The following is a 26,997-nucleotide window of genomic DNA, read 5'->3' as shown; positions in this document are numbered from 1 at the left end:
TGATTTAGAACCGAATTGAAGCTGATCCTGTGACCGTAAAAGGCGTTCCCGGCGTGATTGAAGTGTTACCACCACCGGCCGATCTGATATAGTCTTCGTCGGTGAAGTTTCGGAAATTCAGGGCAAAGCGATAATTATCTCGTTGATAAAAAATGGCTGCATTGCCAATGAAATAATCACCAATGCTAAAGCTGTTTTCTGGGTTGCCATAGCGATCGCCTGCATATTCAAACCCCACGCCAAAGCCTAACCCTTTGAGAGAGCCGGACTGAATTTCGTAGGTTGTCCAAAGGCTTGCCCGATGTTCCGGGGTAGCGATGGGTCGATTGCCAATCAACGATTCATCAGTGTCTTCAGTGATTTCGCCATCAATGTAGGCATAGGAACCCAAGATTTTCCAACCGGGCAACAGCTCACCGGCTAAATCGAACTCAATACCACGATTTCGCTGTTCGCCCACCGCAACCGAAAAGAGGGGATTAGTAGGGTCTGTAACAGCAATATTTTGTTTGGTGATATCAAAGTAAGTCAGCGTTGCAAGCAGACGACGATCAAACAGTTCTGCCTTCACGCCCACTTCAAAACCTTCACCTTCTTCTGGCTGGAGAACTGAACCACCCGCATCAGTGGCAGAGGTAGGGCTAAAGGATTGGGAATAGTTTGCAAAGAGCGCCACTTCAGGCATCGGCTGGTACAAAATGCCTAAACGGGGTGTCCAGGCATCAGCACTGAAACTGCTGCTTTCATCAGCCAGCTTTCGATCAGTTTCGCTATCAATTGTGTCGTAGCGCAATCCAGCAATGATCATCAAGTTATTGGTTAGCTTGATGCGATCCTGCAAGTAAACCCCTAAACGAGTGGCAGTTGTGACATCATCTTGAAAAGGTGGCAAGTCCGAGCGATCAGGCTTGGGCAAGATGTCATAATCCGGATCAAAAATATTGAGTGTTAAAGGATTGGCTGTGTCAAAAAGTGTGTCGATTTTGAACTCGCTGTAGTTCAAATCAAACCCAATCGTAGCTTGGTGCTCTAGGGAACCAGTTTTGAAATCCCCAACAATACTCGTTTGAGTTGTATAGGATCGATCTTCTGCATCTTGATCGGCATAGAAGCGCGTGATTTCTGCCCCGTTAACACCAATCGGCAGAGCAAGCACGCTGTAGTCATAGGTGTAGTTGATGTAGCGGAAGCCATTGCGAATTTTCCAGTTGTCACTAAACCGGTGTTCAAACTGGTAGCCAGTGCTGAGATATTCCGTGGTTACGGTGTCATCTGGATTATTAATCACAAATTCGCGAGAAACAGGTGCAACCCCATCCTCAAACCGTGAAAGTCCGAAATCCGCTGGACTTTTTTGGTGAAGGTATTCCAAATTAAACGAAAGATCAGTCCGGTCATCGATTTTCCAAGCAATCACGGGAGCGATCGAAAATCGATTGGTATCTGTGTCGAAATCCCGAAATGGAGACTCATGTTGATAGAGGGCATTCAGGCGATAACGCAGGCTGCCATCCTCTGTTAGGGGGCCACCAAAATCGATTCGAGGACGCACTAGCTCATGGCTGCCACCCTGAAGTTCAACTTCATAAAAGGGTTCAGCTAGGGGTTGCTTAGAAACCAGGTTAATAATGCCGCCTGGCTCAATTTGCCCATACAGAATTGAAGAAGGGCCTTTCAGTACTTCAATTTGTTCGAGGTTAGCCAGTTCCGGGACGGGCTGAAATCCTCCATAGACCCGATACCCATCGCGTAACACAGGCCCCCCGCCGGAGAAGGAACCAGTTCCAAATCCCCGCAGGCTGAAAGCAGCTTCCCGGCTGCCGCTACTGCCGGCGTAGGTTACACCGCTGACGTTGGCCAGGGCATCTTCGATTCGGATCACCTGCTGATCGCGCAGGACGGCTTGGGGAATCACCTGCACCGAGAAAGGCGTTTCCAAAATTGGGGTGTCTGTGCCGGTGGCGCTGGAGGCGTTGGGAACTCGGTAGCTGGGCGATCCCTGCCCCGTCACCACCAATTCTTCTTCGGGCACATCAGCATCCACGTTCAGGCTGTAGGCCAAGTCGCCCGTGGCCAAGGTCACGTCCTGGGTGGGCAAGCCGTTACGACCCGTCACCACCACTTGGATTCGATCGGGCGCGATCTGCCAAACCCGCACCGAGGCCACTTCAGCAGTGGGGTCGGCTTGGGTGAACTCCGCGCCCTCCGGTAGCGCCAAGCTGGCGTTGCTAATCTCGGCGATCAGTTGGTTACCCTCGGCCCGAAATTGGTTCGCATCAATCAGCAACGACTGACCGGCTGGGGTTTCCAGGGCAATTTCCAACTCGTCGGATAGGGGCGTGACTACCACGCGGGTGACGGTGGCCGGGCGATCGGCTTGGGCCAGCCAGGACTCCACCGACGTGGCGGGGGCGTTGCTGCGGAATCGATCGAGTGGCTCCGGTGGCACTGATTCAGCCCCAGCGGGAGCAGCCAGCGCCCCGATTACCATCAACAAAACCGACAAAGACAGGGGAGATGCGGGGTTCATGGGGGATTTCCTAAGGGGTTTCCTAACAACAAGCTCAAAACAGCAAGTTCAAAAATTCAAAAAAACAGCAAATTCAAAACGGACAAACCCTTGAGCCAGACCGATCGCACCCGAATTCTGCCCAGCGCGATCGGGGATCACGCCAAGGCAACGGTGGATCCGGGACGGGAAATCAGCAGTATTCGATCGCGCTAATCGGCGGGGCTACTGGCGGGGGCAGGCTCCGGAGCAATGGGAGCAACCGGGGCGGCCGGAGCAGGCTGAGGAGCTGGGGCCGCCTGTGTGGGCCGGGGCGATCGCCGGGGCCGGGGCGATCGGGTCGGGCGCGGACTGCGGCGGGCCGGCGCGGCCGGGGCCTCGGCGGCGGGACTGCGGGCCGGCGGCTCCGCTGGGGCCACGGGCGATCGGGCGGGGGCCACCACTGCGGGGCGGGCCGGTTCCGGAGCCACCGGCCGGCTAGGACTCGGATCGCTGGTGCTGCTGGGCGCAGTGGAGCGGCTGGGGCGCGGTTCCCGATCGGTGGGAGCCGGGGCAGCGGGGACTGCTGCTGGGGAAGAGGCTGCGGGTGCGGGGCTGGCCGGTTGTTCCGCCGTACGTTCTGGAGCCCGTTCGGTAGGCCGCTCCGTGGGGCGATCGGCCGTGGATGCAGGCTGTTCTGTGGGGCGATCGGCGGCCCGTTGCCGTTCCGCCTGTTCCGCAGCCTGACGACGCTCCACTTCTTCGCGGCGACGGGCTTCGTTGGCCCGCTGGAACCGCGATCCCTCCTCTTCGTAGGTGACGCGCATGGGGCGGCGCAGGCCACCTTCCGGCACGGTTTGCGGGTCAAAGCGCCATTGCCGCATCGCTTCTAGGGTTTCGCGATCGACCTCCGGGTTGCCGCTGGATTGGCGCAACCGCACTTCCACGCTGCCATCGGGCCGAATCCGCAAATCCACACGGGGGCTGGCTTCCGTGCCCCGATAGCGCGGCAGGGGACAACTCACGCATTGGGGCTGGCCGGGCGATCTCACGGGGGCGGGCGGCGGACTCGGCGGTGGGCTGGTCACGGGTGGCCCCTCCAGCGTGCCGGCCGGTTCCCCATCGCTCGACCCCGTGCCCTCGGGATCGCCGTCCGGTGCGCCCGGGGTGAATCCGGTGGCTTGGCTGGCATTGCCAAACCCGTCCCCTGTGCCGTTGGGATCGCTAATCGGGCCGGTACCCGTGGCCATGGCCGGCGCATCCCCCGTGGGGCTGGTGCCGGGGGCGATCGGGTCGCGATCGGCCGTGGGATTGGGGTTGCGAGTGGGCGCGTCTTCGCCCGCTTTCAAGGGAGCCTGACTCTGGGGAGCCAACGGAACCCGATCGCGCTGCGGCTTGGTCACGGGGTCGGTCGGAGGAGGCGTGGCCAGGGGTTCCGGCGGGCGATCGGGCGTGACGTTGGAAATGGTCACTTCCATTTCGCTGTCGGTAGTGACCGGGCGATCGCTCCACCAGTCGCGGACTTGCCACCCCCAGGCCAACCCATGCAGGGCGATCGACCCGCAAACGCTGCCAAACAGAAACCGTTTCAGCCACCGAGATTCCTTTTGGCGCTGCTGACCAATCAGTTGCGAGCTGTCCATAGGCGGATTTAAACCATCAAGCTATCGGGCAAAAACAGACAAGCAATCCCTTAGGGCTGGGTGGGTTTTTGAGTGGCGATCGCCAATTTAGCCCCCTCCACTTGGCGCACTTGATCCATTACCGCCACCACGCGATCGTGAGTCACAGAACCATCAGCATTCAGGACAATTGTTAAATCCTGTCCCGATTGTTGAAGCCCTCGAATAGCTGCACTTAAAGACTCGATCACCACGGGGGTTTTATTCAGAAATAAACCGCCTTGGGGATCGAGTGTCACTGTGGCCCGAATTACCTTTTGGGGCTTGGCTGATTGCGCTTTCGGCAAATTTACTGCCAACCCTTCAAATCGCCCCAAAAAGAGCGTAGACATAATGAAAAAGGTTAAAATTGCGAAGATCACGTCGATCATTGGCACAATTTCAATTCGAGGTGGCAAGTCTGGTTCATCAATGGTTCGTCTGCGCATAGGTTGCTTCCTCTGTTTGTTTAATTTGCATCTTTTTCAAATAGCGCCGATGCCGCAATTCCAGTTCCGCTGAATATTCCTGAATCAGGGCAATTTGCCGCAGATAAAAGCCTCGGAATGTATTAGCAAAAAACAATGTGAATAGCGCCACCACCAAACCAAAAGCCGTAGAAACCAAAGCTTCGCTAATTCCTGAGGTAACTGCGGTGGTTTTTGAGCCGCCCACATCACCCAAATTCAGAGAACTGAAGGATTGAATTAGCCCCAACACTGTCCCCAACAATCCCAACAACGGCGACAGGGTAATGATCGTGTCAAAAATGTTGTTAAAGCGCTTTAAAACCGGAATTTCTGCTTGGGTTGCCCCATCGATCGCTAGGGCAATTTCATCGGGTTCAGCCTCATCCAAGGAAGCCGCCGCCAGGAAAATGCGCCCCAGGGGTAAATCCAGATTGCGCTTGAGTTTTTCCACAGCCAGCAGCGGATCAAATTCATAAAGATCCAACACTTCCCGAATCGCTTTGGTTTGCCGACGATTTACCCGAAACCAAAACACCACGCGCTCCACAATTAGGGCGATCGCCAACACTGAAAACAACGTGAGGGGAACTGCAACTGCTCCCGCCGCCACTAAAATTTCACCCAATTTTTGCATTGTTCCTTCACCCACCTTGTTAAAAACTTGCCTGAAAATCTTGCAAAAATGTCAATTAATGTTCATTAGTAAATTGTTCGTTTTTGATTTTCAAGAAGATTTTTCAAAGAATTATTCTGAGATGTTTGTCAAACCCAAGCAGCCATGAAAAGAAAGGGATCAAGTTTCTTGTTGGTTACGGTAGTTGGAAGCCAAGGGATCAAGCTCGATGTTTCAGGCATTTTTTTGAGCTGACGTTTTTACTTTTCAAGCATCCTTGGTCATGGGTTTTCAAGTCATCAAATTTGAATCCATGAGCCGCACCAATTCCCTCGCGCCAGACAGCGTGACGGTGGAGCGCCACCGCCGAGCCTCTCAGTTGAGAACTACTTTCAATTAATTAGCGAGATGATCTTACGGTGCTGCGACCTCAGAAGGGGGGACTAAAGTTTGCTGAAACGGAATTTTTCTTTGGCGAAACGGAATTTTTAGTGAAATTGGGGCCAAGGGGCGATCGCGCGGCAGTCCCTTGCTCGCCCCTTAACCCTCGGCCGGCCATTAGTTTCAGCCTTGTCGCTGGAACGATCGGGGACTGAGGCCAAATTTTTTGCGAAATGCCGTACTGAAAGCGCAAAGGTTGGTGTAGCCCACTCGTCGGGCCACTTCCGTCACAGACCACTGACGATCGAGCAACCAGCGGCGGGCTTGCTCCATTCGGTAATCGTGTAAATAGCCAAAGACGGTTTTGCCAAACACCTGCTTAAACTGCCGCTTCAGGGTGCAGTCATTTAGCCCCACCTGTCGCGCCAAATCCGTCAAGGACGGGGGAGTCTGGAACCGTTGCAGCAAAATATCCCGCGCTTGATAGATCCGATCGAGGTCAGATCCTTTCAGGGGCAGCGAGCGATCGGCAATGGGTCGATCGGCTCCCCCTTGGTCTGCCGCTTGAGCTAACCATAGGGTCAGCAGTTCCACGAACTTACTTTCCAAATACATCTGCCTCATCGCGCCGTGATGGGGGCAATGGAGCATCTGTTGCAGCACCACTTGCATCGCAGGCGTGATCAGGGTCAATGGATGGGTGGAATCGGGGGAGTCTTGAAAATCGGGGGAATCTTGGGAATTGAAGGGGTGGGCCATCTGGCGGCTGGCTTGCCACAAGTCCCGCCAGTCACCGTCAGAGATGCCAGGAGCCATATCAGATAAGTGATTTTTGGTGAAATTTAGGAATGGAATTATTAGGAATTGCTAGCAGTTTCAAAAGTTGGCATTTATTTTAAATGCAAATGACTTTCAAAAAGTATCGCAGTCAACAACCGGACGCGCCTGATCGGGGGAGCAGGCTTGCGGAAAAAGGATGGGAAAGGCGGCAGAACGGCGGGAAATTGGGGCGATCGAGCGGTTCTAGGTTGGCGCTGGATTGGCGCTCTGGGTTAACCCTCAGTCAACAGGTGGTTGACGGCCGTTTGGAAGCGATCGAACGGAATCCAAATTCCATCAGCCCCGGGATCCGAGAAGCGATAGTTCAAAATCGCCTCCGGATCGGGATAGTGATCTAGGGGTTCACCCACCAGGTGATAGTGCGCTAGGCCGATGAGGTCGGCAATTTCCCAAAAGTAGCTGGGCACATAGCGCGGCGAAAACAGTTCCAGGACGATCGTGCCCGGTTGGCAAAAAACCAGATTGGTGAGGCCGGCTCCGTGGGGCGCAATCACCACTTTGGCTTGGGCCAAAAGGGAAACCTGTTGAGCAAAGGACAGACTTTCCAGCAGCACGATTTTGAATCCATGCTGACGCACCAGCCAATCACTGAGTTGGCGATCGTCCACGACGCGGCGATATTTGGCCCAATCACGACTGATGTAGAGCCGATCGTGCGGGGCCATGGACTGGACAATGGCGGGTCGCAAAAACAGTTGCCGCAGGGTGTCACAAATCCAGGGCGTGGCGCGATCGACTCGAGAGGGCACCACCAACCGATCAGCCACAATATGGCGATCGTCTGGGTTGCTAACAATCAGCTTTTGGGGCGGAATGCCCAACAGTTCCAGGGTTTCCGTTTGGTAGCGATATTCCTGTTCATTCACCGCCACATAGTCAAACTGATCCAACGTCCAGCCCGCATCGGCCAGCAGCCGCAACCGCGACAGGAGATTCAGCAACCAGTGACAAAACATTGACCCCCCCGCCACCGACAACAGGGCCACGGTTCCCGCCACCCGACGCGGCGGCGGCAATTGCTCCGACAGGGCCACCAACTCCACGCTCCCGAGGGAGAGTTCCTGAACCAACGCGCCCGTTTCGGTAAAAATGGCACTGGTGTAATGATCCGTCCAGGCTCGGCCCTGGGGCAGGGTGACCACAAAGGTGGGATCGACTTCGTATTCAGTGGCGCAAAGGTCGGGATGGGGCGGCTCTCCGAGGGGCGATCGGGAGGCCCTGAGCTGCACCCGATCGGCCGGGTCGATCGGGCAATAGTCCAAGGTGGCGGCGGGCAATTCCTGGGGTACTTGCTGACGATCGGCCAGCACCAGGGAGCGCGGAACCCACTTGCGCCCACAGGACAGGGCATCCTCAAAACGGCCAGCCCGCTGGAGCAACCGAAACAGGTGATCGTAGGGTCGGCGGTAGGTGGGATTGCGATACAAGGCTTGAAGATAGGCGGCCAGGGCCCGATCGAGCCGCTCCGGTTCCAAGGCTGGGTCGGGACAATCTCGCCACCAATCGCCCAGGGCCGTCCAAGCCGTCAAGGAATTGTGATCAAGGGCGATCGCCTCCTCCAAGGCCATGCGGGCCCCCAACCAACAGTCCTGATCGCGCAGCCACAGGGCCAATTGGTGATGGGCGTGGGCTTGCTGCTCGATCGCGCAGGTTGGCAGCAGGTGATATTCCCGGTAGGCCAAGTCCGCATCTTCCCAACCGGCACAGAGGGCCTGATGCAAAAACGCCCACAGGGCCGGCACTCGTCGCCCCAACATTGCCAACGCTGCTCCCAGTTGGCCATAGCACACCGCTGCTTCTGGCCCGATCGGTTGCTGGCGCAGGATCGATCGCAACTCAGCCACCCTGGCCAGGGCCGCCGCTGGGGCCACTGGCTGCGGATCAAGGCCAGCCGCAGACGGGGAAGCTGGGAGTTGGGAAGGCGACAAGCTCAAAATCAAACCCGATGCTTTTTTGCGAGTAAGCGCTCAAGAATACTAACAAACATACAAGTTGAGCTGGTCTTTCAAGCAAGGCGTATCAACCAAGGCGTATCAACCAAGGCGTATCAACCAAGGCGTATCAACCAAGGCCCGTAGGAAGATCCTGCGAGCACCGTTTAGATCAGATCCCGATTCATGAAGCCCCCGTCAACTTTGGACTTGATGCCTCGAGAGCTGCCGATCCTGACGATTTCACCTGTCCATCGAAAACTTCAGCAAACAAATTTCAGCAAACTTTTATCAGCCTGAGAAATTTCCTGATTTTAGCCCTGTATATTGCAAATTTACGACATTTCAGTCCATCTTCCAGTTCACAGGTCAGTATAGATACTAGGACTGATATCAAACCTGATATCCAACTCGTCGCTCATTTATTCTTTAATTATTTTCTGAGCACTTATTCAGATATCAGTCCTGAGCCTCAAGAATGAACATCAACGCCCGTCATGAGCATTCTGCGCTGACTACGGTGATCAGCATTTCTTGACCAATCCTCGGGGAATTATTTGGGAAGTGACTGGGAATCATTGAGATCTCGACCCGAATAATAGGATTTGGAAAGTAATAATGGTTACGGAGCTAGACAACTCGACCAGAGGGTCAGTTTTCAGAATGAAGTTGATGAGACGTTCAGTCCGATTTTTCAGTTGCCTTTCTGAGCCTTATTGTTCAGCCCTATTGCTCAACCTCAGTGCTCAGCAAGGCTTCTGAGTCACTTGCCTCGATAGCTTGATTTGATCGCTACGTCTTTGTTTTTTCTTCAAATTCGTCCATTCGCATGGCCATTCTTGATTCTTGGACTCAACCATTAACCCGCCGTCAGTGGCTACATTTAACTGGTTTATTTGCGACCTCCGCAGGATTAGCCGGTGCTTTGAGTGGATGTCAAACCGGATGGATCGATCGGGCCCTGAGCACCCAAGAACCCCGCCTCAAAATTGGTTACTTACCCATCACCGACTCTTCCCCTCTGTTGGCAGCCCAGGAAAAAGGCTTTTATGCCCATGAGGATTTAGACGTTGCTCCCATTCAACGCTATCGATCGTGGGATGCGATCGCCCAAGCGTTTATGAGGCGAGAGGTCAACCTGATTCATATCCTGATGCCCACGGCCATTTGGATGCGTTATGGCCTGAAATTTCCCGCCAAAGTAATGGCTTGGAACCATACGAACGGTTCTGCAATCACGGTTTTGCCGGAAATCAATCGGGTGCAAGATTTAGCCGGGCGAGCGATCGCCATTCCTTCTTGGTATTCCTTGCATAATGTCATTTTGCAAATTCTGTTACGAGATCACGGATTGCAGCCAGTTCGTGGGACGGAACTTCACCAATTGGGCGATCAGGAAGTGGCGTTGCAAGTGTTGCCGCCACCAGATATGACCGCAGCCCTCAAGGCTCGAAAAATAGCGGGTTATATCGTGGCAGAACCCTATAATGCAGCGGCGGAATTGACGCAAACAGGCAAATTATTGCGTCTAACGGGAGATGTTTGGAAAGATCATGGTTGCTGTGTGGTATTGATGCACGAAGCAGATGTCAGGCAATATCCCCAATGGACTCAGCGAGTGGTGAATGCAATTGTTCAAGCGCAACAATGGGCCCAGCTTCATCGATCTGAATTAGCCTATTTACTCTCGCGGGATGGGGGAAATTATATGCCCTATTCAGTGTCTATTTTGGATCGTGTACTGACCTATTCCGATTCAGAATTTTACCGAATTCAAGGGGTCATTGAACATCCGGAATGGCGATCACAGCGCATCGCGTTCCAGCCCTATCCTTTTCCATCCTATACAACGGCCCTAGTCCGATCACTGCAATCGACACTGATCGCAGGTGAAATTGAATTTCTGCGCAACCTCGATCCCCAAGCCGTTGCACAGGATTTGGTAGATGAACGCTTTGTCCGACAGGCGATCGAGCAGGTGGGCGGGCCCCAATCCTTTGGCTTGGCTCTTGACCTTAACCGACAAGAACTCATTCAGGTCTAAGAATTCTAAGTTCAAGACCGTTGCCCTTGAGCCTTCACCATTACTCACCAAATTCAAACCAGGTTCAAGGGATTGTTTTCTCTCCCGTTATATCACTATGAAAGCAACTTTCTTCAGCCGTTTCTTTGCTCGTGAATATTCCTTGGCAATGTTAATGCGGGTGGGATTGGTGATCTTAGTGATCGGCAACGTAGTTTTAATTGGGGGTGCTCTAATTGGTTTGAGCTACCAGTCCTATATCGATCGCACTTTGCAACTACAGCGAATTCGATCGCAATCGATTGTTAGTCGCATTGAGACCTATTTAGACGATATTCAACTTCATTTGAGCTATTTAACCAAGGTGCGCGGATTCAGCGAGCTACATCCTTGGGAACATCGAAATATGCTCGAAGGATTGGTACGCGATAACCATCATTACGAGTCCGTTGCCCTGTTCGATCGCCAGGGCAAATTATTGACCACCATCGCCCCCTACGTGCGTGATGAAGTCGCGGCCATTGCCCTCACCCGGCCCTATCACTCCGTGGTGCAACGGGTGTTGCAATATCAATCCCGACAGATTACCCATGTGGAACTGAATCCCAGGACACAAGTTCCTGCAATCACCATCGCCACTCCCGTGCATAACCAGCAAGATCAACTAGATGGGGTGCTGGTGGCTCAAGTTAATTTAGAATTTCTTGATTTTATTGTTGCCCATAATCGAGTCGGCCAAACAGGCTATACCTACATTCTGGATCGACGAGGAATGTTAATTGCCAAAACTCGATCGCCCAACAAAGCCTATCAGCGTTTTCAGTTGCAAAAAGCGCCTGCTAGTGTCACTCAATATGCCACGGAAAGCCGAACCAATTCCAACCGAGTTCGCTCCTATCAAGGACTAGCTAATGTGCCAGTGCTAGGGGTCACGGATTATATGTCCAGTATCCAATGGTATGTGGTGGTGGAGCTGCCTTTGCAGGAAGTTTATGCCCCCGTAAGACAGTGGGGCTTGGTCTTGCTGGGGGCGCTATTGATTTCAATTATGATCTCGATCGCGATTGGGATATTAGTCACGCGATCGCTCATTCAGCCCTTGACCTTATTAACGGCGGCCGCCAAAAAAATTCGAGAAGGAAACTATCACACCAAGGTTAAAGTTTCGCAGCGCAATGAGTTGGGAGCCTTGGCCGCCACCTTCAATAGCATGACGACAGAAATTCAAGCGGTCGTGGCTGACTTGGGCCAGAAAAATGATGATTTGGAAGCAACCCTGCTGGAACTCAAGCAAACCCAAAGTCAGTTAGTTCAGAGTGAAAAAATGTCAGGTTTAGGGCAATTAGTAGCAGGGATCGCTCATGAAATTAATAATCCTGTGAATTTCATTCACGGTAATTTGGTTCACGCTAAGCTCTACATGAATCAACTCTTGACCGTGATAGCGGCTTACCGCGCTCGGGATAATCAGCCTTTGCCGGTGGAAACCGAAAGCGGCCCTATTGATGATGAAGAACTAGATTTTATCATCGAAGACTTTTCCCAACTGCTGAGTTCTATGGAGGTGGGAGCATCACGCATTCGTAAAATTGTGATTTCTCTCAGAAATTTTGCACGGCTGGATGAAGCGGATTATAAACAAGCCAATCTCCATGAAGGAATTGATAACACCTTGGTGATTTTGGGCAGTCGCTTGAAATCTTGTAAGGGGCGATCGGAAATTGTGGTGAAAAAACACTATGGCGATTTACCTTTGGTCACTTGCTATCCGGGTCAATTAAACCAAGCGATCATGAATTTGCTCTCGAACGCGATCGACGCGCTAGAGGAATTGATGCTGGCTCCCCAGGAGCAGCGGATCCCTACCATCGAGATTTTCACGGCAACCACGCCCGATCGATGGGTCAAAATTCAAATTCAAGACAATGCCTTAGGCATTCCTGATGGCTTGCTTCAGCGCATTTTTGACCCCTTTTTCACCACCAAAGATGTGGGCAAAGGAACCGGTTTAGGCCTATCCATCAGCTACAAAATTGTGCAGGAAAAGCATGGTGGTCGCCTCAGTTGTCAATCGCAGCCGGGCCAGGGCACCACTTTCACGATCGAAATCCCAATCGATGGTCAATTGCCCCTCGATACCAAACTGCCGTTGGCGGTTGCCGCTGCGATCGAACCCCATTAGGATTTTGCAGTTTTAAAAGCGCCCAAGCTTCAGTGCCCAAGCTTCAGTGCCCAATTCTCAACACCTAATTTTCAGTGTCCAATCTTCAACACTAATCCTCGCTCAGACACCAAACCAAAAAAGCCAATCCCCCAACGGCCGCCAACCAACCGGGCAACGGCAACACCCAACCCACCCAGCCGCGCACAACGGCCACAAAAGCCCCCACCACAGTCCAGTCCAAAAACAGCAGCAGGGCCACCGCCCCGATCGCCCCAAAAATTAACGGCATCTTTGTCTCCGTGGAACTGCCACAGTCGGATCAAAAATAGGTCGAAACGGCGGGCCGAGGTCGCACCGCTGAGAATAGGTTGAATAGTACCCATTCAGCTTGCGATTGGAGACCTTGAACCGTGAAACCTGCCCTGATTTTGACCTTAGGTTGTGCCATGGTGAGCTGCTGGGCCACCCGCGCGATCGCCCAGACCTCCCTTGACGGGGACTTGACCCTTTCCAACAGCAACCCCAAAGGTTCCCTCACCGGCACGGCGATCGGCTCCCATGACTTGCCCTCCGCCGTTCTGGGGCGATCGACCGACCAAGCGGGTCATGATTGCCTAGGCTTCAGTTCCCTGAGTCCCAATCACCGCCTGACCCTACAAACCCCCATTGCCAACCTAACCCTCAGTATCAACAGCGGCCAAGACGACACCACCTTGGCTGTGCGGGGCCCCAACGGACTGCTTCTGTGTGGTGATGACACCGTGGGCACAGCTTCCGCCCAAGTGACCGCACCCCAGTGGCCGGCTGGCACCTACGAGGTTTGGGTCGGAACCTTCAAGCCAGGGATGCGCAGCCCCTACCGGTTGACGGCAGAGTGAGTGCATTTTTAGGGCATTTCTGGGGCATCTTCCACGCAAATCTGCACAAATCTATGGAAACCCCGATCGTTCTCTCCGCTTTTCCCGCTCATCGCCTAGGGTAAAACTGGCCCCAGTCCCCTGGTTCGGTTGAATTGCAGCCCCAAGTTGGATCCAAAATTCCTTCAACTCTCCCAGACTCCCGCCCCGTACTCCATAGACGGCAAGCTCGGTTCGGCCGTATTCTAAGAAGCTGTGAAAAAATACTCAGTTTTTCCGCTTAACAAATCCCCCTAATCTCGTCTGTCGATCCATGGTTGTCACCGAAGATTTGACCAGTTCCCCGCCTCCCCTCCAACCGTCCCCCTTCACGATCACAACCCCCCTCTATTACGTCAACGCATTACCCCACATCGGTAGTGCCTACACCACGATGGCGGTGGATGCGGTGGGCCGTTTTTATCGGTTACAGGGGTACCCGGTGCTAATGATTACCGGCACCGATGAGCATGGCCAAAAAATCGAACGGACAGCCCAGGAACGCAACAAAAACCCTCAGGAACACTGTGATGAAATTGTTCAGGGTTTCACCGATCTCTGGCAAAAGCTGAATATCCGTTACGATCGCTTCATTCGGACAACGGACGATCGACATCGCGCCATTGTGGTGGAATTTTTTGAGCGAGTTTGGGCTGCGGGGGACATTTATTCCGGAAAGCAACAGGGGTGGTACTGCGTTTCCTGCGAAGAGTTTAAGGAAGAGCGGGAGCTAACGGAGGATCATCATTGCCTGGTGCATCCCAACAAGCAGGCTGAGTGGCGCGATGAGGAAAATTATTTTTTCCGGCTCTCCAAATATCAGACAGCGCTGCAGCAATTTTATGGAGACCATCCGGAGTTTATTCAACCGGAAAGTCGCCGCAATGAGGTGTTGGCATTTGTGGAGCGAGGGCTGCAAGATTTCTCCATTTCACGGGTCAATATTGACTGGGGATTCGCACTGCCCAATGATCCCAAGCATACGCTTTATGTCTGGTTTGATGCGCTGTTGGGCTACGTGACGGCACTGTTAGAACCCGATGAAGACCCGACGCTGGAGAATGCCCTGAAGCATTGGTGGCCGATCAGTACCCATGTGATTGGTAAGGATATCCTGAGGTTTCATGCCATTTATTGGCCAGCAATGTTAATGTCGGCTGGGTTACCAATTCCCCAAAGGTTGTTTGGTCATGGCTTCTTAACGAAAGATGGCCAAAAGATGGGCAAAACGCTGGGGAATACGATCGATCCGGTGGCATTGATCGATCGTTATGGTAGCGACGCGGTTCGTTACTACTTCCTCAAGGAAATTGAGTTTGGCCGCGATGGGGACTTCAATGAAACGCGGTTTATTAATATCGTGAATGCGGACTTGGCGAATGATTTGGGAAATTTGCTGAACCGAACCCTCAAGATGGCCCACAAGTATTGCGAGGGTCGGGTGCCGTCGGTGACGGTGGCGGAAACGGATCCGTTGCGCCAATTGGGCACGACGTTGGGCGATCGTGCAGGGCGGGCCTATCGGGCCATGGCGCTGCACGAGGCCTGCCAGTCGGTGCTGACGTTGGCTCAAACGGGCAACAAGTACTTAGACGAGCAGGCTCCCTGGACGAAGTTCAAACAGGGCGATCGGGCGGCTGTGGAAGCAATCCTGTATGCGGTGTTGGAGTCGGTGCGGTTGGCGGCCTATTGGCTGTCCCCGATCGTGCCTCAACTGAGCAGCCGGATTTATGGCCAATTGGGGTTTGCGGTGGATTTCGATCGCGTGAATGCGGATCCGTCCCTGCGGGAGCAATTAGGAGGGCATGGCCATTGGGGTGGCCTACCGGCAGGGCAAGGGCTGGTGGAACCGCAACCCGTGTTCCAAAAGCTGGAAATGCCGCAGTAGCTTGCGAGCACCGATTGCACTGGAATTGACCACCGGAGTGATCGGGTTATCGTGAAGGGAGTTGCTAGAACTCTCCTGAAAAGTCCCGAGCTTTTGATGATCTTTTTCTTTCTTTTTGCTCTTTAAGAACCTTTGAAACCTTTTTCGATGGGCTGGCGATCAAGCGGGTTCCATCTCCTTCTTTAAACGACGAGGCATAACAATCATGAATAGCAACATGGAGCGAGATCCGATCTTTACGCCAGAGCAAGTTCTGGAAAATCGAGGGCGGGTGGCCATCTTTATTGATGGATCGAATTTGTTCTATGCGGCGCTGCAATTGGGCATTGAAATCGACTACACCAAACTGCTTTGCCGCCTGACTGCCGGATCGCGGCTGTTGCGATCATTCTTTTACACCGGGGTCGATCGCACCAACGAAAAGCAACAGGGCTTTTTGTTGTGGATGCGCCGCAATGGTTATCGGGTGGTGGCCAAGGACTTGGTGCAGCTCCCCGATGGGTCTAAAAAGGCCAACCTCGATGTGGAAATCGCCGTGGACATGATGGCGCTGGTGGGTTCCTATGACACGGCTATTTTGGTCAGTGGCGATGGGGATTTAGCCTATGCGGTGGATGCGGTTAGCTATCGCGGGGCGCGGGTGGAAGTGGTCAGCTTGCGATCGATGACCAGCGACAATTTGATCAATGTGGCCGATCGCTATATTGATTTGGATGCCATCAAGGACGACATCAAAAAAAGCCCCCGCCAAGGCTACACCTACCATCCCTTACCCCATGCGGATGAAGAGCGCTTAGAGAGCTAAGCCTACGCCCCGTTGCAGCCCTCGGTTTCGGTACGCATCGCAGCCTGTTGGGGTCCCAGTTCCGCAAGAAACTGACCTTGACAATCCCGTCCCTACCCGTTCGCCTTTAGAATTGCGGTTGACGATCGCGGTTTTTCTATCCTCAGCGATCGCCCATGGGCTACCCCCCCTTGACCAGGATCGAACCGAATTCAACCCCAACGAATTCAGCCGAATCCAACCCAGAATCCAACCTAGGGGCCAACCCAAGATCAGACTCAGGATCAACCGCTGCTGCACCTATGAGCTTTTCAACTCGCGCTATTCGGGGACTGGTCGCCCTTGCATTGATTGCCGGCCTGAGCACGGCCTGTGGCAATCGCAATCGAGGGGAGGAACGAATTGCCGCCGACACGAAGGCCGCAGAGGATTTCCAAGGAGACTTGGTGTTTGACAATTTGACCCTGAACCGAGCGGACAAGCAGGGGCAGGTGTTGTGGGAAGTGCGGGCCAACCAGGCACGCTATTCTCGCGATCGCAAGCTGGCCAAACTGTCAGACGTGAAGGGCAAGCTGTTCCAGGATGGCAAGGTGGTCTATGAGATCACGGCCAAACAGGGGGAAGTGGAACAAAACGGGCAAGTTTTGAAAGTTTCCGGCAACTTGCGAGCTAAGGATTTGCGGGAAAAGATGGAATTCCAAGGCGGCTCGGCCACCTGGGAGCCCGCGAAGTTCCAACTGCAAATGAAGGGCGGGGTGACACTGAATCATCCCCAAGCCAAGATCCAATCCCAGGAGGCGGTGGCGTTTAGTCGCGATCGCCGGGTGGAGATGGCGCAGGCGGTGAAGCTGGTCTCCAAGGATCGCCAGATGAAGTTGGACAGCGATCGGCTGATTTGGCAAATGAAGGCCGATGAGCTACAGGCGATCGGGAAGGTGGTGGCCACCGGCAGCAAACCCGAGATGAAGCTGACGACCGATCGGCTGGTTTGGCAGCGCAAAAAACAAATCAGCGAGGCGATTGGGAATGTGGTCGCCGTCCAGAACCAGGGAGCCAACCGGCTGACGGCCGATCGGGTGTTGTGGCAAATGAAAGACCAAGTGGCCCAGGCGGAGGGCAAGGCCGTTGCCACCGGCCAAAACCCGCCGATGCAACTGCGGGCCGATCGAATCATTTGGCAAATGAAAGACCAAGTGGCCCAGGCGATCGGCAACGTGGTGGGGGTGCGCCAGGATCCCGCCGTGCGTGTGCAATCCCAGCGGGTGGTGTGGCAACAAAAACCGCAACTGGTCAGCAGCGACACCCGCACCATCATCGAGCGGTTTAACTGTGCGGGCGGTCGCTGTGTCATTTCCGATCGGGCCGTGGGCAACTTGGTAGATGTGAGTTTGAAGGATCGCGTTGCCTTTTTGCGTAACCAAGCCCAAGTCAGCACCGGCAATCCCGGGGTGGACGTGGCCAGCGATTCCCTCATTTGGCAATTCCAAGCCCAGTCCCTGACGGCCGATCGCCCCGTGACGGTCTACGAACGACAACAGCAGGTGGTGTTAAACGCCGATCGGGGATTCATGGATCTCAAAAACCAAAATGCCGAAATGTTGGGCAATGTGCGCGGTGTGTCCCGCCTCCGCAGCGCCAACCTCAGCAGCGATCGGCTGATTTGGTCCATGCGCGATCAGCAGCTCCAAGCCTTTGGCAATGTGTTTTATCAACAGGCCAACCCCTTCCTCATTTCCCGGGGTAACTATGGCGTGGGTTCCATGAAAGACGGCGCAATCTTCCTGCAATCCGGGGGCAACAGCCGCGCCCGATCGACCTTCTTCCCGGAAAATCTCCAGGCCGCCGCTTCCCCCGCACCCGCGCCCAGTCCCGTCGTTGGTGCGCCCGCGCCGGGGCCCGCTGCCACGCCCGTGGGCCCGCCCCCCATCCCCAGCACCTTGCCGCCTATTCCGCCGGCCCTGTTGGGGACAGAAACCGGCATTTTTGAAGATCCATTCTCGAACCTGTTTGGCCCTTAGGATCGATCCGCAGAATCCACGATCCTGGGTTCGATCGCCCGTTCAGGATCCACGAAACCTCAGGCGGGCCCATCCTCAGCCCGATCGCTCGATCGATCCACTAGCTCCCGCACCTTGCCCAGTTCCCGCAACAGCACCGTTGTGGCCAACTGTTGCTGCTGAAGGGTCATCACCACCAAACCGGTTAAAAGACCCACATAGAAATTTTCAGCACCAAACCCAAAGCCCACCCCCAAAGACAAAGCCACCAATAGCCCCATGGCAAACTCTCGCCGATCTTCAGGGGTCGCCAACTGCCAAATTTGCAAAGGATTGGTGGTACGGTTCATAGCTGTTCGGAAACTGAATGGTGTTCGGAAACTGAACTGTTGATTAATCCTGAAACGGTGAATCACGCGATCAACCCATCTCAAGCAACCGCCAAACATCCAGCAGCCCAGACAGCCAGAGACTCAGCCGTTGATTCACCCCCAGCGCTGAATCCCCCAATCAAGCCTTGACCCAGGATTCAGCGCCCTGATTGAACGCTGATGGCCACCTACTGCAAAGAAGCCACAAACTTATCCAGTCGATCCATGCCCCGCAAAATCGTATCCAGATCCGTGGCATAGGACAGACGGAAGTTGGCATCTGAGCCAAAGGGCAAGCCGGGAATTGTGGCCACTTGGAACTCCTCCAGGAGGCGCTGGCAAAACTCGATCGACCCGAGGCCCAACTGCGCAATATTCGGGAACAGATAAAACGCACCTTCCGGCTCTGAGCAGGTGATCCCCGGCAAGGCCCGAATCCGTTCCAACATCACCGATCGCCGCTTCGTGAAGGCCGCCAACATTTCCGCCACGCAGTCTTGGGACTCTTCCAGGGCCGCCACTGCCCCAAACTGGGCGAAGGTACAAACATTGGAAGTGGCATGGCCCTGAATGGTGGCCACGGCGTTAATGAGGGCATGGGGGCCAGCCAGGTAGCCCACCCGCCAGCCGGTCATGGAATAGGCCTTGGCGAACCCGTTACAAACCAGGGTGCGATCGAACATGCCCTCCACGGCCGCAATGCTCAAGTGCTCGGCCCCGTCGTAGAGAATTTTTTCGTAAATTTCATCGGACACCACCGCAATGTCTGCTTCGATCACCACCTGGGCGATCGCCCGAATTTCATCGGGGCTGTAAACCTTGCCCGTAGGGTTTGATGGCGAATTCATCACCAGCAGCTTGGTGCGCGGCGTAATCACCGATCGCAACTGTTCCGGCGTAATCTTGTAGCCCGTTTCCTCGGTGGTGGGCACAATCACCGGCTTGCCCCCCGCCAGCACCACCATCTCTGGATAGCTGAGCCAGTAGGGCGCGGGAATAATCACCTCATCGCCCGCCTCAATCATCGCCATCATCAAACCGTAGAGGGCATGTTTGCCCCCGTTGGTGACAATCACCTGCTCCGGTTCATAGGGCAATCGGTTATCACGGTTCAGCTTCTGGGCGATCGCCTGGCGCAGGGCCGGCTCCCCAGCCGCCGGGCCATAGCGAGTTTTGCCCTCATCCAAAGCCTTTTGGGCTGCCGCCACCACATGGGCCGGAGTTGGGAAGTCTGGCTCCCCGGCGCTGAAGCTACAGACATCCAGACCGCTCGCTTTCATGGCCTTCGCCTTGGCAGTGATGGCGAGCGTGATGGAGGGGGTGACTTGTCCGACCCGCGCCGCTAGTTTCATGTTTCTCGGAAGTTCACATTAGGGATGACTGCCAGATCAGACGTTGCCAAGGTTGCCGGTCGGCAGCGCTACAAGCTCGTGGCTGGCGTTAATGGTCTAGTCTCTCAGGGAACTGTAGCCTGCGTCAAAATCAATTGCTACCGTTTTAAAGAAGTTTTGGGGCCATGATTGGCCCTTGGCATTTTGGAAATTGCAGAGTTCAGCCAACATGGAAAATATTTGAGCGTATTCCATGCGCTCTTGTCGCTCTTACCAAGCTTGCGTCCCTAACTCTTGCTCAGGCATTGGGTAGAAACAATACCGATCAGCCTTTTCAGGCTTTTCAGCCATAACCTTACATTTCAATCCTTACATTTCAAGCGGTATAGCGTAGGATGTCGAGCAAGGAGCCGTGGCATGAGCTTGTCTGTTGAAAAATCGGAGGGGGGAATCGGGACGGGTGGTCGATCGATGCTGGTCGATCGCATTGCCTCACCCCTATCCCGCACCCTGACCACAGTGGTTGTTCCCACCACGATCGCCCTGTTAGCCATGGGGCTAATTTCCGGCAATCTCTGGCTGGGGTTAATGGGTGGCTTGGGAGCCTTGGGCACGGGGCTGTGGTTGCTCACGCCGTTTCGCAGCCAGCTCTGGACTCAACTGATCCCCGTCTCCTGGCGTGTGCCGATCGCGGGGGCCTTGGGGTCGATCATTGGGGTCTTTGGGTTGCTGCTGTTGTGGGGTACGGAGCGATCGCAAGGGGAACAGGGAACCCGCCTCAGCATCAATTGGGATGCGGTGGGAGCCATCAGCGAAGCCCTGGGAGCCTTGGGCCAAATTGCGATCGCCGTGTTGGCGGTCTATGTGGCCTGGCAACAATACGTGCTCTCGCGGGATTTAACCATTCAGCAAAATCGGATTACCCAACAGCAAACCATCGATGCCTATTTCCAAGGCGTGTCCGATTTGGCCTTGGATGAGCAGGGTTTTTTGGAAGATTGGCCCCAAGAACGGGCGATCGCGGAAGGCCGTACCGCCGCCATCCTGGGTAGTGTGGATGCGGAGGGCAAGGCCAAAATTGTGCGTTTTTTGTCCCAAGCCAAACTCGTTACGCCCCTCAAGCGCGATCGCCTGCTGGGTCGGCCCATCTTGGACGGTTCCGGCGGCTACGAAGAAGATCGGGCCAGAGGTGTGCGGGTCATTGACCTGGGCGTGATGTTGGCGGGGGCCGATCTTCAGGGCACAGATCTACGGTGGGTTGACCTGGGGGAAACCAATCTAGTGCGGGCCGACCTCAGCGGTTGTAACTTAACCCGGGCCAACCTCAGCCGTACTATTTTATTTGAGGCCAATTTGCGGGGAGCCGATTTGAAGGGAGTCAGGCTGTTTTACGGCAATTTGGAAACCACCACGCCCCGATCGCGCGAGGACGACGAAGCCAACTACCAAACCGGCGAAGGCACAGGAGCCGTGATTGAAAATGCCGACTTGAGCGGCGCGGTCGATCTTTCTGAGACCGATCGGGTCTATTGCTGCATGTGGGGCGGGGAACGCACACGCGGCACAATTCCCGGCGGTTGCGAAGGGATTGAAAACAAGCTCGGGCGCTAGGCCCAGCAAAGAACCAGCCTAGAATGGAAACAGTCCCGTCTGGTCAATCGATCGGTCAACCTCAAGGTCAAGCCATAGGACGTTTTGAGTTTTGCAATCGCCGTTTGAACTACCGCCCACCCCAGATCCCCAACCCAATCGGAACCGATCGCGCCGGCCCGGTCGTCCTCCGGCTCGATCGCCCCGACCGGGCCCTTGGGGTTGGCTTGTCGCCCTGTTGCGGCTGGCCCTGCTGTTGGGACTGGGGAGTGCGGGGGTTTTGGGCGGGGTAGCTGCCGCTCGCTGGGTGCCGGGAACCATCACCAGCACCCCACCGCTGGAATTGGCCCTGCGCCAATTGGATCAATGGTTAACCCGTTGGCCCCGATCGCCCGGCCCGCTCACCTTACCCACAACCCCCCTTCCCAGCCCCAGCCCAACCCTGAGTGCATCACCGGTTCCAACCACACCCCTCAGCCCCGATCGACGCAAGGCCCTGCAAACCCAACTGCAAGCCCTCGAAGCGGATCTGAACGCCCTGATTGGGGAGGCCACGGCCATTGAAGGGGAGTTGGGCAATCGCAATCCCACGGGGCCGATCGAGCAACGGGTGCAGGCGATCGCCCAAGCCCTGAACAGCACGGAATCCACACCCCGCAGCGCACCATCCCCCACCCGCAGCAGCCCCACCCAAACCGCCGGCCGCCTAACCATCGCCCTGCCAACGGATTTGTTGTTTCAGGACAATCACAGCAACCTGCAACCGGCAGCCGGAGCCATTCTGGATACCATTGCCGCCGACTTGCGAAACTACCCAGGCGCAACCGTGCGCATTGCCGGCCACAGCGACGCGATCGGGGATCCGGCTGCGAACCGAGAATTAACCCTGCGCCGGGCCAAGGCTGTGGGTCAATACCTGGCCGATCGGCTCGCGGGCCCCTACCGTTGGGTTACGGCCGGCTTCGGGGCCAGCCGGCCCCTCACGCCTGACCCGGATCCCGCCAGCCAGCAGCGCAATCGACGAATTGAAATTGTGATTGAACCGTTGATGAACCCCTGATCGGCACCCCTGATCGGCCCGCTGGTCACGGCGTTTGGCTTGCGTTGGGTTCAGTATCGATCGCCCCTCCGACCGTTTTGTTTTTCCTATCACCATGCGGCTTGTTTTTTTCGGTACTCCCACCTTTGCGGTTCCCAGTTTGCAGCGCCTGATCAATGAGCCAGATTTTGAAGTCTTGGCCGTGGTGACCCAACCCGATCGACGGCGGGGACGGGGCAGCGACCTAATTCCTTCCCCGGTGAAGCAACTGGCCCTGGCGGCGGGCATCCCGGTTTGGCAGCCCGATCGGGTCAAAAAAGATCCCGAAACCCTCGATCGCCTGCGTGCCACCCAAGCCGATGCCTTTGTGGTGGTGGCCTATGGGCAACTGCTGTCGGCGGAAATGTTGGCCATGCCCCGGTTGGGTTGCATCAATGGCCATGGTTCGATCCTGCCGGCCTATCGCGGCGCGGCCCCGATTCAGCGGTGCTTGCAAGCGGGCGATCGCCTCACGGGCATTGTCACCATGCTGATGGATGAAGGGATGGACACGGGCCCGATGTTGCTGCGGGGCGACACCCCGATCGACCTCCTAGACCACGCCCAAAGCTTGGCGGAACGACTGGCGGCGATCGCGGCGGATCTGTTGCCTCCCACCCTGCACGGTTTGGCCGATGGGTCGCTGCAACCCCAAGCCCAACCGGCCGGAGCCACCCACGCCCCCCCAATCAAAAAAGAGGAATGGGCGATCGACTGGTCGCATTCGGCCTTGGCAATCCATAACCAAGTGCGGGCCATGATCCCCAACTGCCACAGCCAGTTGCGCGGCAACGGCCTGAAGCTATTGGAAACGGCCCCTTTGGGTGCAGCATTTTGGTCTCAATTACCCGAGAGTTTTGGTTCCCTCGCCGCCCAATGGGAGAATTTACAGGCCCAGTGGCAGGCGATCGCGGGGCCACCCGGAACGATCGTCGGCATCCTCAAGGGATGGGGGCCCGTGGTGCGCACTGGGCAAGATTATCTACTGTTGCGCCAAGTGGTGCCTGCGGGCAAACGGCCGCAAGCTGGCTGGGACTTTGCCAACGGCCTGCGTCTACAACCCGGTGAATGTTTAGTTCCCGATGCTTGAGTTTTGACGCGATTGATCAATCGCCTCGGCTTCAATTTCAATCGCCTCGGCCTCAATTGTTGATTAGCCCCTTGCTTGCGCCTCGGCCCTAGAGGAGAGCACGCTTGAAACCAACTGCCCCAGAGTCGCCACCCCAGGTTCGATCGCAGACCACCGCTCCTTCGGCGGGCGGCGGTTGGGCGGTCTCCCTGCGGTGGCTGATCATTGTGCCGTTCGTGATCCAATTGGTGCTGGTGGTGGGGGCGATCGCCTACTTAGCCCTCCGCAGCAATCGCACCGTTGCCACCGAAAATACCAAGCAACTGCTGCAAATGAGCAGCCAGCAGGCCCATTTACAGCTCACCAACCTTTTTCGGACTTACAGCACCGTTGCCCAACTGCAAACCAATGATTTCCTGGCAGGGCAATGGCCTCAAGGGGATTGGCGGGCGATCGAACAATACCTCTGGCGACGGTTGCGGGAGTTTCCCGACTTGGGCCAGTTGGTTTATAGCGATCCCCAGGGCAATTTGCGCGGGGTATCGCGGTTAGGGGGGTGGCGACGCTTTGCCAACGGCCAAAGCCATAACCAAAGTGTCTGGCAGTGGTCCGTGAGCGATCGGGGGCAGCCAGCGGGTCGCCCTCGGCTCTATTGGACCAGCGAACCCCAATCCCAGGCTTGGTTTAATGCGGCGGTGGGGGTTGGCCAGCCCACTTGGAGCAGCTTGGATCAGCGCCAGCAAAACCGCAACTGGCAATGGAGCGCCGATTGGGTGATGCACTATGCCTGGCCGCTGTATGACGATCGCTCCGGCCGGTTGTTGGGGGTGTTTAGCGCCAACTTAAACCTGATGACCGTGGGGCAATTGCTGCGATCGATTCCCTTACCACCTCAGGGTCAGGTTTTTGTGTTCACCGATGAGGGGACGGTGGTGGCCACCTCCAGCGATCAGTTGCCCTATCGGGTGGAACAGCGGGGCGAATTGAACCAACTGCACCCCTTGTCCTTGCAAAGCTTCCCCGATCGCGCCATCCAAAGCACTGGCTACTACCTGCTCGATCGGTTCGGGGGATTTCGCTACCTGCCCGATCGCACCAGCCAGCTCTATCAATTCCACGGCAAGCGCTACCTGCTGCACCTCGAGCGCTGCAACCACCCCATGACCCCCGATTGGTGGATTGCGGTGTTGGTTCCCGAATCGGCCTTTCTGGGTGATGTCCAAGAAACTGCCGAAATCATGTTGCTGTTGGCCGGCACAGCACTGCTGTTGGCCATGGGCATCGGATGGTGGACGGTGCAGCAGGTTTTGCGCCCCCTGGAGCAACTGAACCAGGCCACCCGCGCCGCCGCCCGCATCCAGTTTCAACCCGTAGACAGCAACACGGGGGTGCAAGAGTTTGATGCCTTGGCCCAAACCTTCAACGCCATGGCGGCCACCCTGCGCTTGTCCTTCAGCGCTCTCCAAGACAGCAAAAGTCACTTAACCCAAGTGCTGGAATCGCTACCCATGGGGGTGTTGGTTTTGAGCCAAGACGGTTCCTTGCAATACGTTAACTCCGTGGCGGGGGGCCTCTTGCAATTGCCGATCGGGCTGCAACCGTTGGGGCGCACCTACAAAACCTTGCATCACCGTCTGTTCTTGGCCGGTAGCGAGGCCGAATTTCCCATTCACCAGTTACCGGGAGTTTTGGCCCTGGAGGGAAAAACCGTTGCGCCCACTCGGCTGGATGTGCAGCAAACCCACGGCCGCCGCGTGCCCTTGGAGGTGTTGGCCGTGCCGCTGTTTGACAGCGAGCAGGCCGTGACCGGGGCGATCGTGGTGCTACAGGACATCACCGATCGCAAGGTAACTGAGGAATTGTTGGTGAGCTACAACCAAAACCTGGAACGACAGGTTTCAGAGCGGACGGCGGCCTTGGCGGTGGCGAATCACCACTTGGCGGCGGCCCGGGATGCGGCGGAACAGGCCAACCGTGCCAAGACGGTCTTTTTGGCCAATGTGACCCATGAGTTGCGCACGCCGCTCCACGCCATTTTGGGATTTGGGCAACTGCTGAGATCGCGCGTTTTGGGTCTGATTGCTCCCCCCACGGATCCAGCTCTGGAACATCTGGACGCGATCGCCCGCAATGGATCCTACCTGCTGCAACTGATTGATGATTTGCTCTCGATCGCCCGCGTGGAAACGGATCACCTGGAACTAGAGCCGATCGATTTTGACCTGTTGGCCCTGCTGAACGACTTACAGGAAATTTTTGAGATGCGATCGCGCAGTGCCCGTGTCCATTTTCAAATGGCCGTGGCGGGCACGATTCCCCATTGGGTGAAGGGTGATGGCCGGCGGCTGCGGCAAATTTTAACCAACTTGCTCGATAACGCCTTCAAATTCGTTGGAATGCCCGGCCAAGTCACTCTTTCCGTTGATTTAGGCGAAGGTGACCTGCTTGTTTTTGAAATTAGCAACACCGGAGAAGGCATTCACCCCGAGGAAATGACTGACATCTTTGAACCCTTTGTGCAAGCCAAGGCCGGCCGTCGCCTGCGCCAGGGCACGGGATTGGGCTTGGCGATCGGGCAGCGGCTGGCCCTGCTGATGGGCGGTTCTTTGGTGGCGGAAAGTCGCCCGGGCATCCTGACCATTTTTCGGCTGCAAGTGCCCTTGCCCCGCCTGGATGGCCTGTTGGCACATCCGGAACCACCGGCTCGCAAGCCTCTGGTCCTGCTGGAGGCCACACCGCCCGAACCCTGGATTGGGCGCTTGTTAATTGTGGATCCTCTACTTGATCGGGGCCAGGCCTATGTGAACTATCTGAAGCAGGTGGGCTTGGAAAGCCAATGTGTTCATCACGGGTGGGATGCCTTGCGCCAATGGACTTCCTGGCAACCGCGACTCCTATGGGTAGATCTGCGGCTACCGGACGGGGAAGGGCTGGCCACGGTTCGCCGCATCCGGGCGATCGAGCGCAAAAACCTGGTGACCACCCCCTGCATCATTGTGGCGATCGCTCCCAATCCCCAAGATCACCATTGTTTGCAAGAGCTGGACTGCACCTTGCTACCCAATTCGCCCCCGCTCTGTCCTCTGTTGTTGGATCTGATTCGGGGCCTGCTAGCTCCCCAAGGTTCCATTTGTCCGATCGCCTTACCCGTGGCTCCGCATCCGGTGCTCGACGGCCATGGGCAACTAACCCTGAACCTGCGCGATCGGTTTGCAGGACTGTCGATCGAGTGGCGCTTGGCGTTGGACTTAGCCGCCCGCAGCGCCGATGAAGACCAAGTGCGCACGCTGCTCATGGAGTTACCGCCCGACTACCACGACCTTTGCCAGGCGATCGAGGACTTGCTGGAAAATTTCCAATTAGAACAAATTGCCGATTTGGCGCAACCGCCAACCCTCGCTCCTTAATGGCGCGATCGCCTG

Annotated in this window: 19 protein-coding genes; 10 read left to right on the top strand and 9 right to left on the bottom strand. The window is 55.8% G+C overall.

Annotated elements, in window-relative coordinates; all coding sequences use genetic code 11:
- Nucleotides 1-4: 4 nt before the first annotated feature.
- The 6 genes from VPK24_RS01405 to VPK24_RS01380 all read right to left on the bottom strand — a co-directional run bounded on the left by VPK24_RS01405 (nucleotide 5) and on the right by VPK24_RS01380 (nucleotide 8,381).
- Nucleotides 5-2,530, bottom strand: a complete 2,526-nt coding sequence (locus tag VPK24_RS01405) for a TonB-dependent siderophore receptor (RefSeq protein ID WP_393010049.1) — start codon at nucleotides 2,528-2,530, stop codon at nucleotides 5-7.
- A 191-nt stretch (nucleotides 2,531-2,721) separates the two neighbouring features.
- Nucleotides 2,722-4,131: an energy transducer TonB family protein gene (locus VPK24_RS01400; protein ID WP_393010047.1), complete on the bottom strand. Its 1,410-nt coding sequence runs from the start codon at nucleotides 4,129-4,131 to the stop codon at nucleotides 2,722-2,724.
- Nucleotides 4,132-4,181: 50 nt separating this feature from the next.
- A complete protein-coding gene (locus tag VPK24_RS01395) occupies nucleotides 4,182-4,598 on the bottom strand; it encodes an ExbD/TolR family protein (RefSeq protein ID WP_393010045.1) in 417 nt (138 codons plus the stop codon).
- The gene (locus VPK24_RS01390) at nucleotides 4,579-5,253 is read right to left on the bottom strand and encodes a MotA/TolQ/ExbB proton channel family protein (protein ID WP_393010043.1); all 675 of its coding nucleotides are present in this window, start codon (nucleotides 5,251-5,253) and stop codon (nucleotides 4,579-4,581) included. Before VPK24_RS01390 ends, VPK24_RS01395 begins: the two co-directional genes overlap by 20 nt.
- Before the next feature lie 543 nt (nucleotides 5,254-5,796).
- Nucleotides 5,797-6,429: a helix-turn-helix transcriptional regulator gene (locus tag VPK24_RS01385; protein WP_393010041.1), complete on the bottom strand. Its 633-nt coding sequence runs from the start codon at nucleotides 6,427-6,429 to the stop codon at nucleotides 5,797-5,799.
- Nucleotides 6,430-6,665: 236 nt separating this feature from the next.
- Complete coding sequence (locus tag VPK24_RS01380) at nucleotides 6,666-8,381, bottom strand: glycosyltransferase 61 family protein (RefSeq protein WP_393010039.1); 1,716 nt, start codon at nucleotides 8,379-8,381, stop codon at nucleotides 6,666-6,668.
- A gap of 832 nt (nucleotides 8,382-9,213) precedes the next feature.
- On the opposite strand from VPK24_RS01380, the gene VPK24_RS01375 reads away from it, so the two are divergent.
- Both VPK24_RS01375 and VPK24_RS01370 read left to right on the top strand, forming a co-directional pair.
- Nucleotides 9,214-10,428 (top strand): ABC transporter substrate-binding protein, encoded by a 1,215-nt coding sequence (locus tag VPK24_RS01375; RefSeq protein WP_393010037.1) that lies wholly within the window; start codon nucleotides 9,214-9,216, stop codon nucleotides 10,426-10,428.
- Nucleotides 10,429-10,525: 97 nt separating this feature from the next.
- Nucleotides 10,526-12,589 (top strand): sensor histidine kinase, encoded by a 2,064-nt coding sequence (locus tag VPK24_RS01370; RefSeq protein ID WP_393010035.1) that lies wholly within the window; start codon nucleotides 10,526-10,528, stop codon nucleotides 12,587-12,589.
- Between the two features lie 91 nt (nucleotides 12,590-12,680).
- On the opposite strand, the gene VPK24_RS01365 is transcribed toward VPK24_RS01370, so the two are convergent.
- Nucleotides 12,681-12,860 (bottom strand): hypothetical protein, encoded by a 180-nt coding sequence (locus tag VPK24_RS01365; RefSeq protein ID WP_393010033.1) that lies wholly within the window; start codon nucleotides 12,858-12,860, stop codon nucleotides 12,681-12,683.
- A gap of 121 nt (nucleotides 12,861-12,981) precedes the next feature.
- Between VPK24_RS01365 and VPK24_RS01360 the strand changes: the two genes are divergently transcribed.
- The 4 genes from VPK24_RS01360 (at nucleotide 12,982) to lptC (ending at nucleotide 18,157) form a co-directional block, all read left to right on the top strand.
- Nucleotides 12,982-13,449 (top strand): hypothetical protein, encoded by a 468-nt coding sequence (locus VPK24_RS01360; protein ID WP_393010031.1) that lies wholly within the window; start codon nucleotides 12,982-12,984, stop codon nucleotides 13,447-13,449.
- A gap of 292 nt (nucleotides 13,450-13,741) precedes the next feature.
- Nucleotides 13,742-15,355, top strand: coding sequence for a methionine--tRNA ligase (gene metG, locus VPK24_RS01355; protein WP_393010029.1), 1,614 nt, complete (start codon nucleotides 13,742-13,744; stop codon nucleotides 15,353-15,355).
- A 205-nt stretch (nucleotides 15,356-15,560) separates the two neighbouring features.
- The gene (locus tag VPK24_RS01350) at nucleotides 15,561-16,160 is read left to right on the top strand and encodes a LabA-like NYN domain-containing protein (RefSeq protein WP_393010027.1); all 600 of its coding nucleotides are present in this window, start codon (nucleotides 15,561-15,563) and stop codon (nucleotides 16,158-16,160) included.
- Nucleotides 16,161-16,441: 281 nt separating this feature from the next.
- On the top strand, nucleotides 16,442-18,157 hold the full coding sequence (gene lptC, locus VPK24_RS01345; protein ID WP_393010025.1) for an LPS export ABC transporter periplasmic protein LptC: 1,716 nt from the start codon (nucleotides 16,442-16,444) through the stop codon (nucleotides 18,155-18,157).
- A 59-nt stretch (nucleotides 18,158-18,216) separates the two neighbouring features.
- Here lptC and VPK24_RS01340 read toward each other — a convergent pair whose 3' ends face one another.
- A complete protein-coding gene (locus VPK24_RS01340) occupies nucleotides 18,217-18,486 on the bottom strand; it encodes a hypothetical protein (protein WP_393010023.1) in 270 nt (89 codons plus the stop codon).
- Nucleotides 18,487-18,695: 209 nt separating this feature from the next.
- The gene (locus VPK24_RS01335) at nucleotides 18,696-19,859 is read right to left on the bottom strand and encodes a pyridoxal phosphate-dependent aminotransferase (protein ID WP_099535303.1); all 1,164 of its coding nucleotides are present in this window, start codon (nucleotides 19,857-19,859) and stop codon (nucleotides 18,696-18,698) included.
- A gap of 450 nt (nucleotides 19,860-20,309) precedes the next feature.
- On the opposite strand from VPK24_RS01335, the gene VPK24_RS01330 reads away from it, so the two are divergent.
- From VPK24_RS01330 to VPK24_RS01315, 4 genes are all read left to right on the top strand, one after another.
- Complete coding sequence (locus VPK24_RS01330; RefSeq protein WP_393010132.1) at nucleotides 20,310-21,449, top strand: pentapeptide repeat-containing protein; 1,140 nt, start codon at nucleotides 20,310-20,312, stop codon at nucleotides 21,447-21,449.
- 91 nt (nucleotides 21,450-21,540) lie between these two features.
- Nucleotides 21,541-22,488 (top strand): OmpA family protein, encoded by a 948-nt coding sequence (locus VPK24_RS01325; RefSeq protein ID WP_393010021.1) that lies wholly within the window; start codon nucleotides 21,541-21,543, stop codon nucleotides 22,486-22,488.
- Between the two features lie 94 nt (nucleotides 22,489-22,582).
- Complete coding sequence (gene fmt, locus VPK24_RS01320) at nucleotides 22,583-23,596, top strand: methionyl-tRNA formyltransferase (RefSeq protein ID WP_393010019.1); 1,014 nt, start codon at nucleotides 22,583-22,585, stop codon at nucleotides 23,594-23,596.
- Nucleotides 23,597-23,700: 104 nt separating this feature from the next.
- Complete coding sequence (locus tag VPK24_RS01315; RefSeq protein ID WP_393010017.1) at nucleotides 23,701-26,982, top strand: ATP-binding protein; 3,282 nt, start codon at nucleotides 23,701-23,703, stop codon at nucleotides 26,980-26,982.
- Nucleotides 26,983-26,997 lie beyond the last annotated feature (15 nt).

The sequence above is a fragment of the Limnothrix redekei LRLZ20PSL1 genome (assembly GCF_043235035.1).
Taxonomy (GTDB): Bacteria; Cyanobacteriota; Cyanobacteriia; order CACIAM-69d; family CACIAM-69d; genus CACIAM-69d.
This window is presented reverse-complemented; position numbering and strand designations above follow the sequence as displayed.

Coding starts and splice junctions, on each gene's coding strand:
- VPK24_RS01405 (WP_393010049.1), bottom strand. CDS start 2,530: ATGAACCCCGCATCTCCCCTGTCTTTGTCGGTTTTGTTGATGGTAATC.
- VPK24_RS01400 (WP_393010047.1), bottom strand. CDS start 4,131: ATGGACAGCTCGCAACTGATTGGTCAGCAGCGCCAAAAGGAATCTCGG.
- VPK24_RS01395 (WP_393010045.1), bottom strand. CDS start 4,598: ATGCGCAGACGAACCATTGATGAACCAGACTTGCCACCTCGAATTGAA.
- VPK24_RS01390 (WP_393010043.1), bottom strand. CDS start 5,253: ATGCAAAAATTGGGTGAAATTTTAGTGGCGGCGGGAGCAGTTGCAGTT.
- VPK24_RS01385 (WP_393010041.1), bottom strand. CDS start 6,429: ATGGCTCCTGGCATCTCTGACGGTGACTGGCGGGACTTGTGGCAAGCC.
- VPK24_RS01375 (WP_393010037.1), top strand. CDS start 9,214: ATGGCCATTCTTGATTCTTGGACTCAACCATTAACCCGCCGTCAGTGG.
- VPK24_RS01370 (WP_393010035.1), top strand. CDS start 10,526: ATGAAAGCAACTTTCTTCAGCCGTTTCTTTGCTCGTGAATATTCCTTG.
- VPK24_RS01365 (WP_393010033.1), bottom strand. CDS start 12,860: ATGCCGTTAATTTTTGGGGCGATCGGGGCGGTGGCCCTGCTGCTGTTT.
- metG (WP_393010029.1), top strand. CDS start 13,742: ATGGTTGTCACCGAAGATTTGACCAGTTCCCCGCCTCCCCTCCAACCG.
- VPK24_RS01350 (WP_393010027.1), top strand. CDS start 15,561: ATGAATAGCAACATGGAGCGAGATCCGATCTTTACGCCAGAGCAAGTT.
- lptC (WP_393010025.1), top strand. CDS start 16,442: ATGAGCTTTTCAACTCGCGCTATTCGGGGACTGGTCGCCCTTGCATTG.
- VPK24_RS01340 (WP_393010023.1), bottom strand. CDS start 18,486: ATGAACCGTACCACCAATCCTTTGCAAATTTGGCAGTTGGCGACCCCT.
- VPK24_RS01335 (WP_099535303.1), bottom strand. CDS start 19,859: ATGAAACTAGCGGCGCGGGTCGGACAAGTCACCCCCTCCATCACGCTC.
- VPK24_RS01330 (WP_393010132.1), top strand. CDS start 20,310: ATGCTGGTCGATCGCATTGCCTCACCCCTATCCCGCACCCTGACCACA.
- fmt (WP_393010019.1), top strand. CDS start 22,583: ATGCGGCTTGTTTTTTTCGGTACTCCCACCTTTGCGGTTCCCAGTTTG.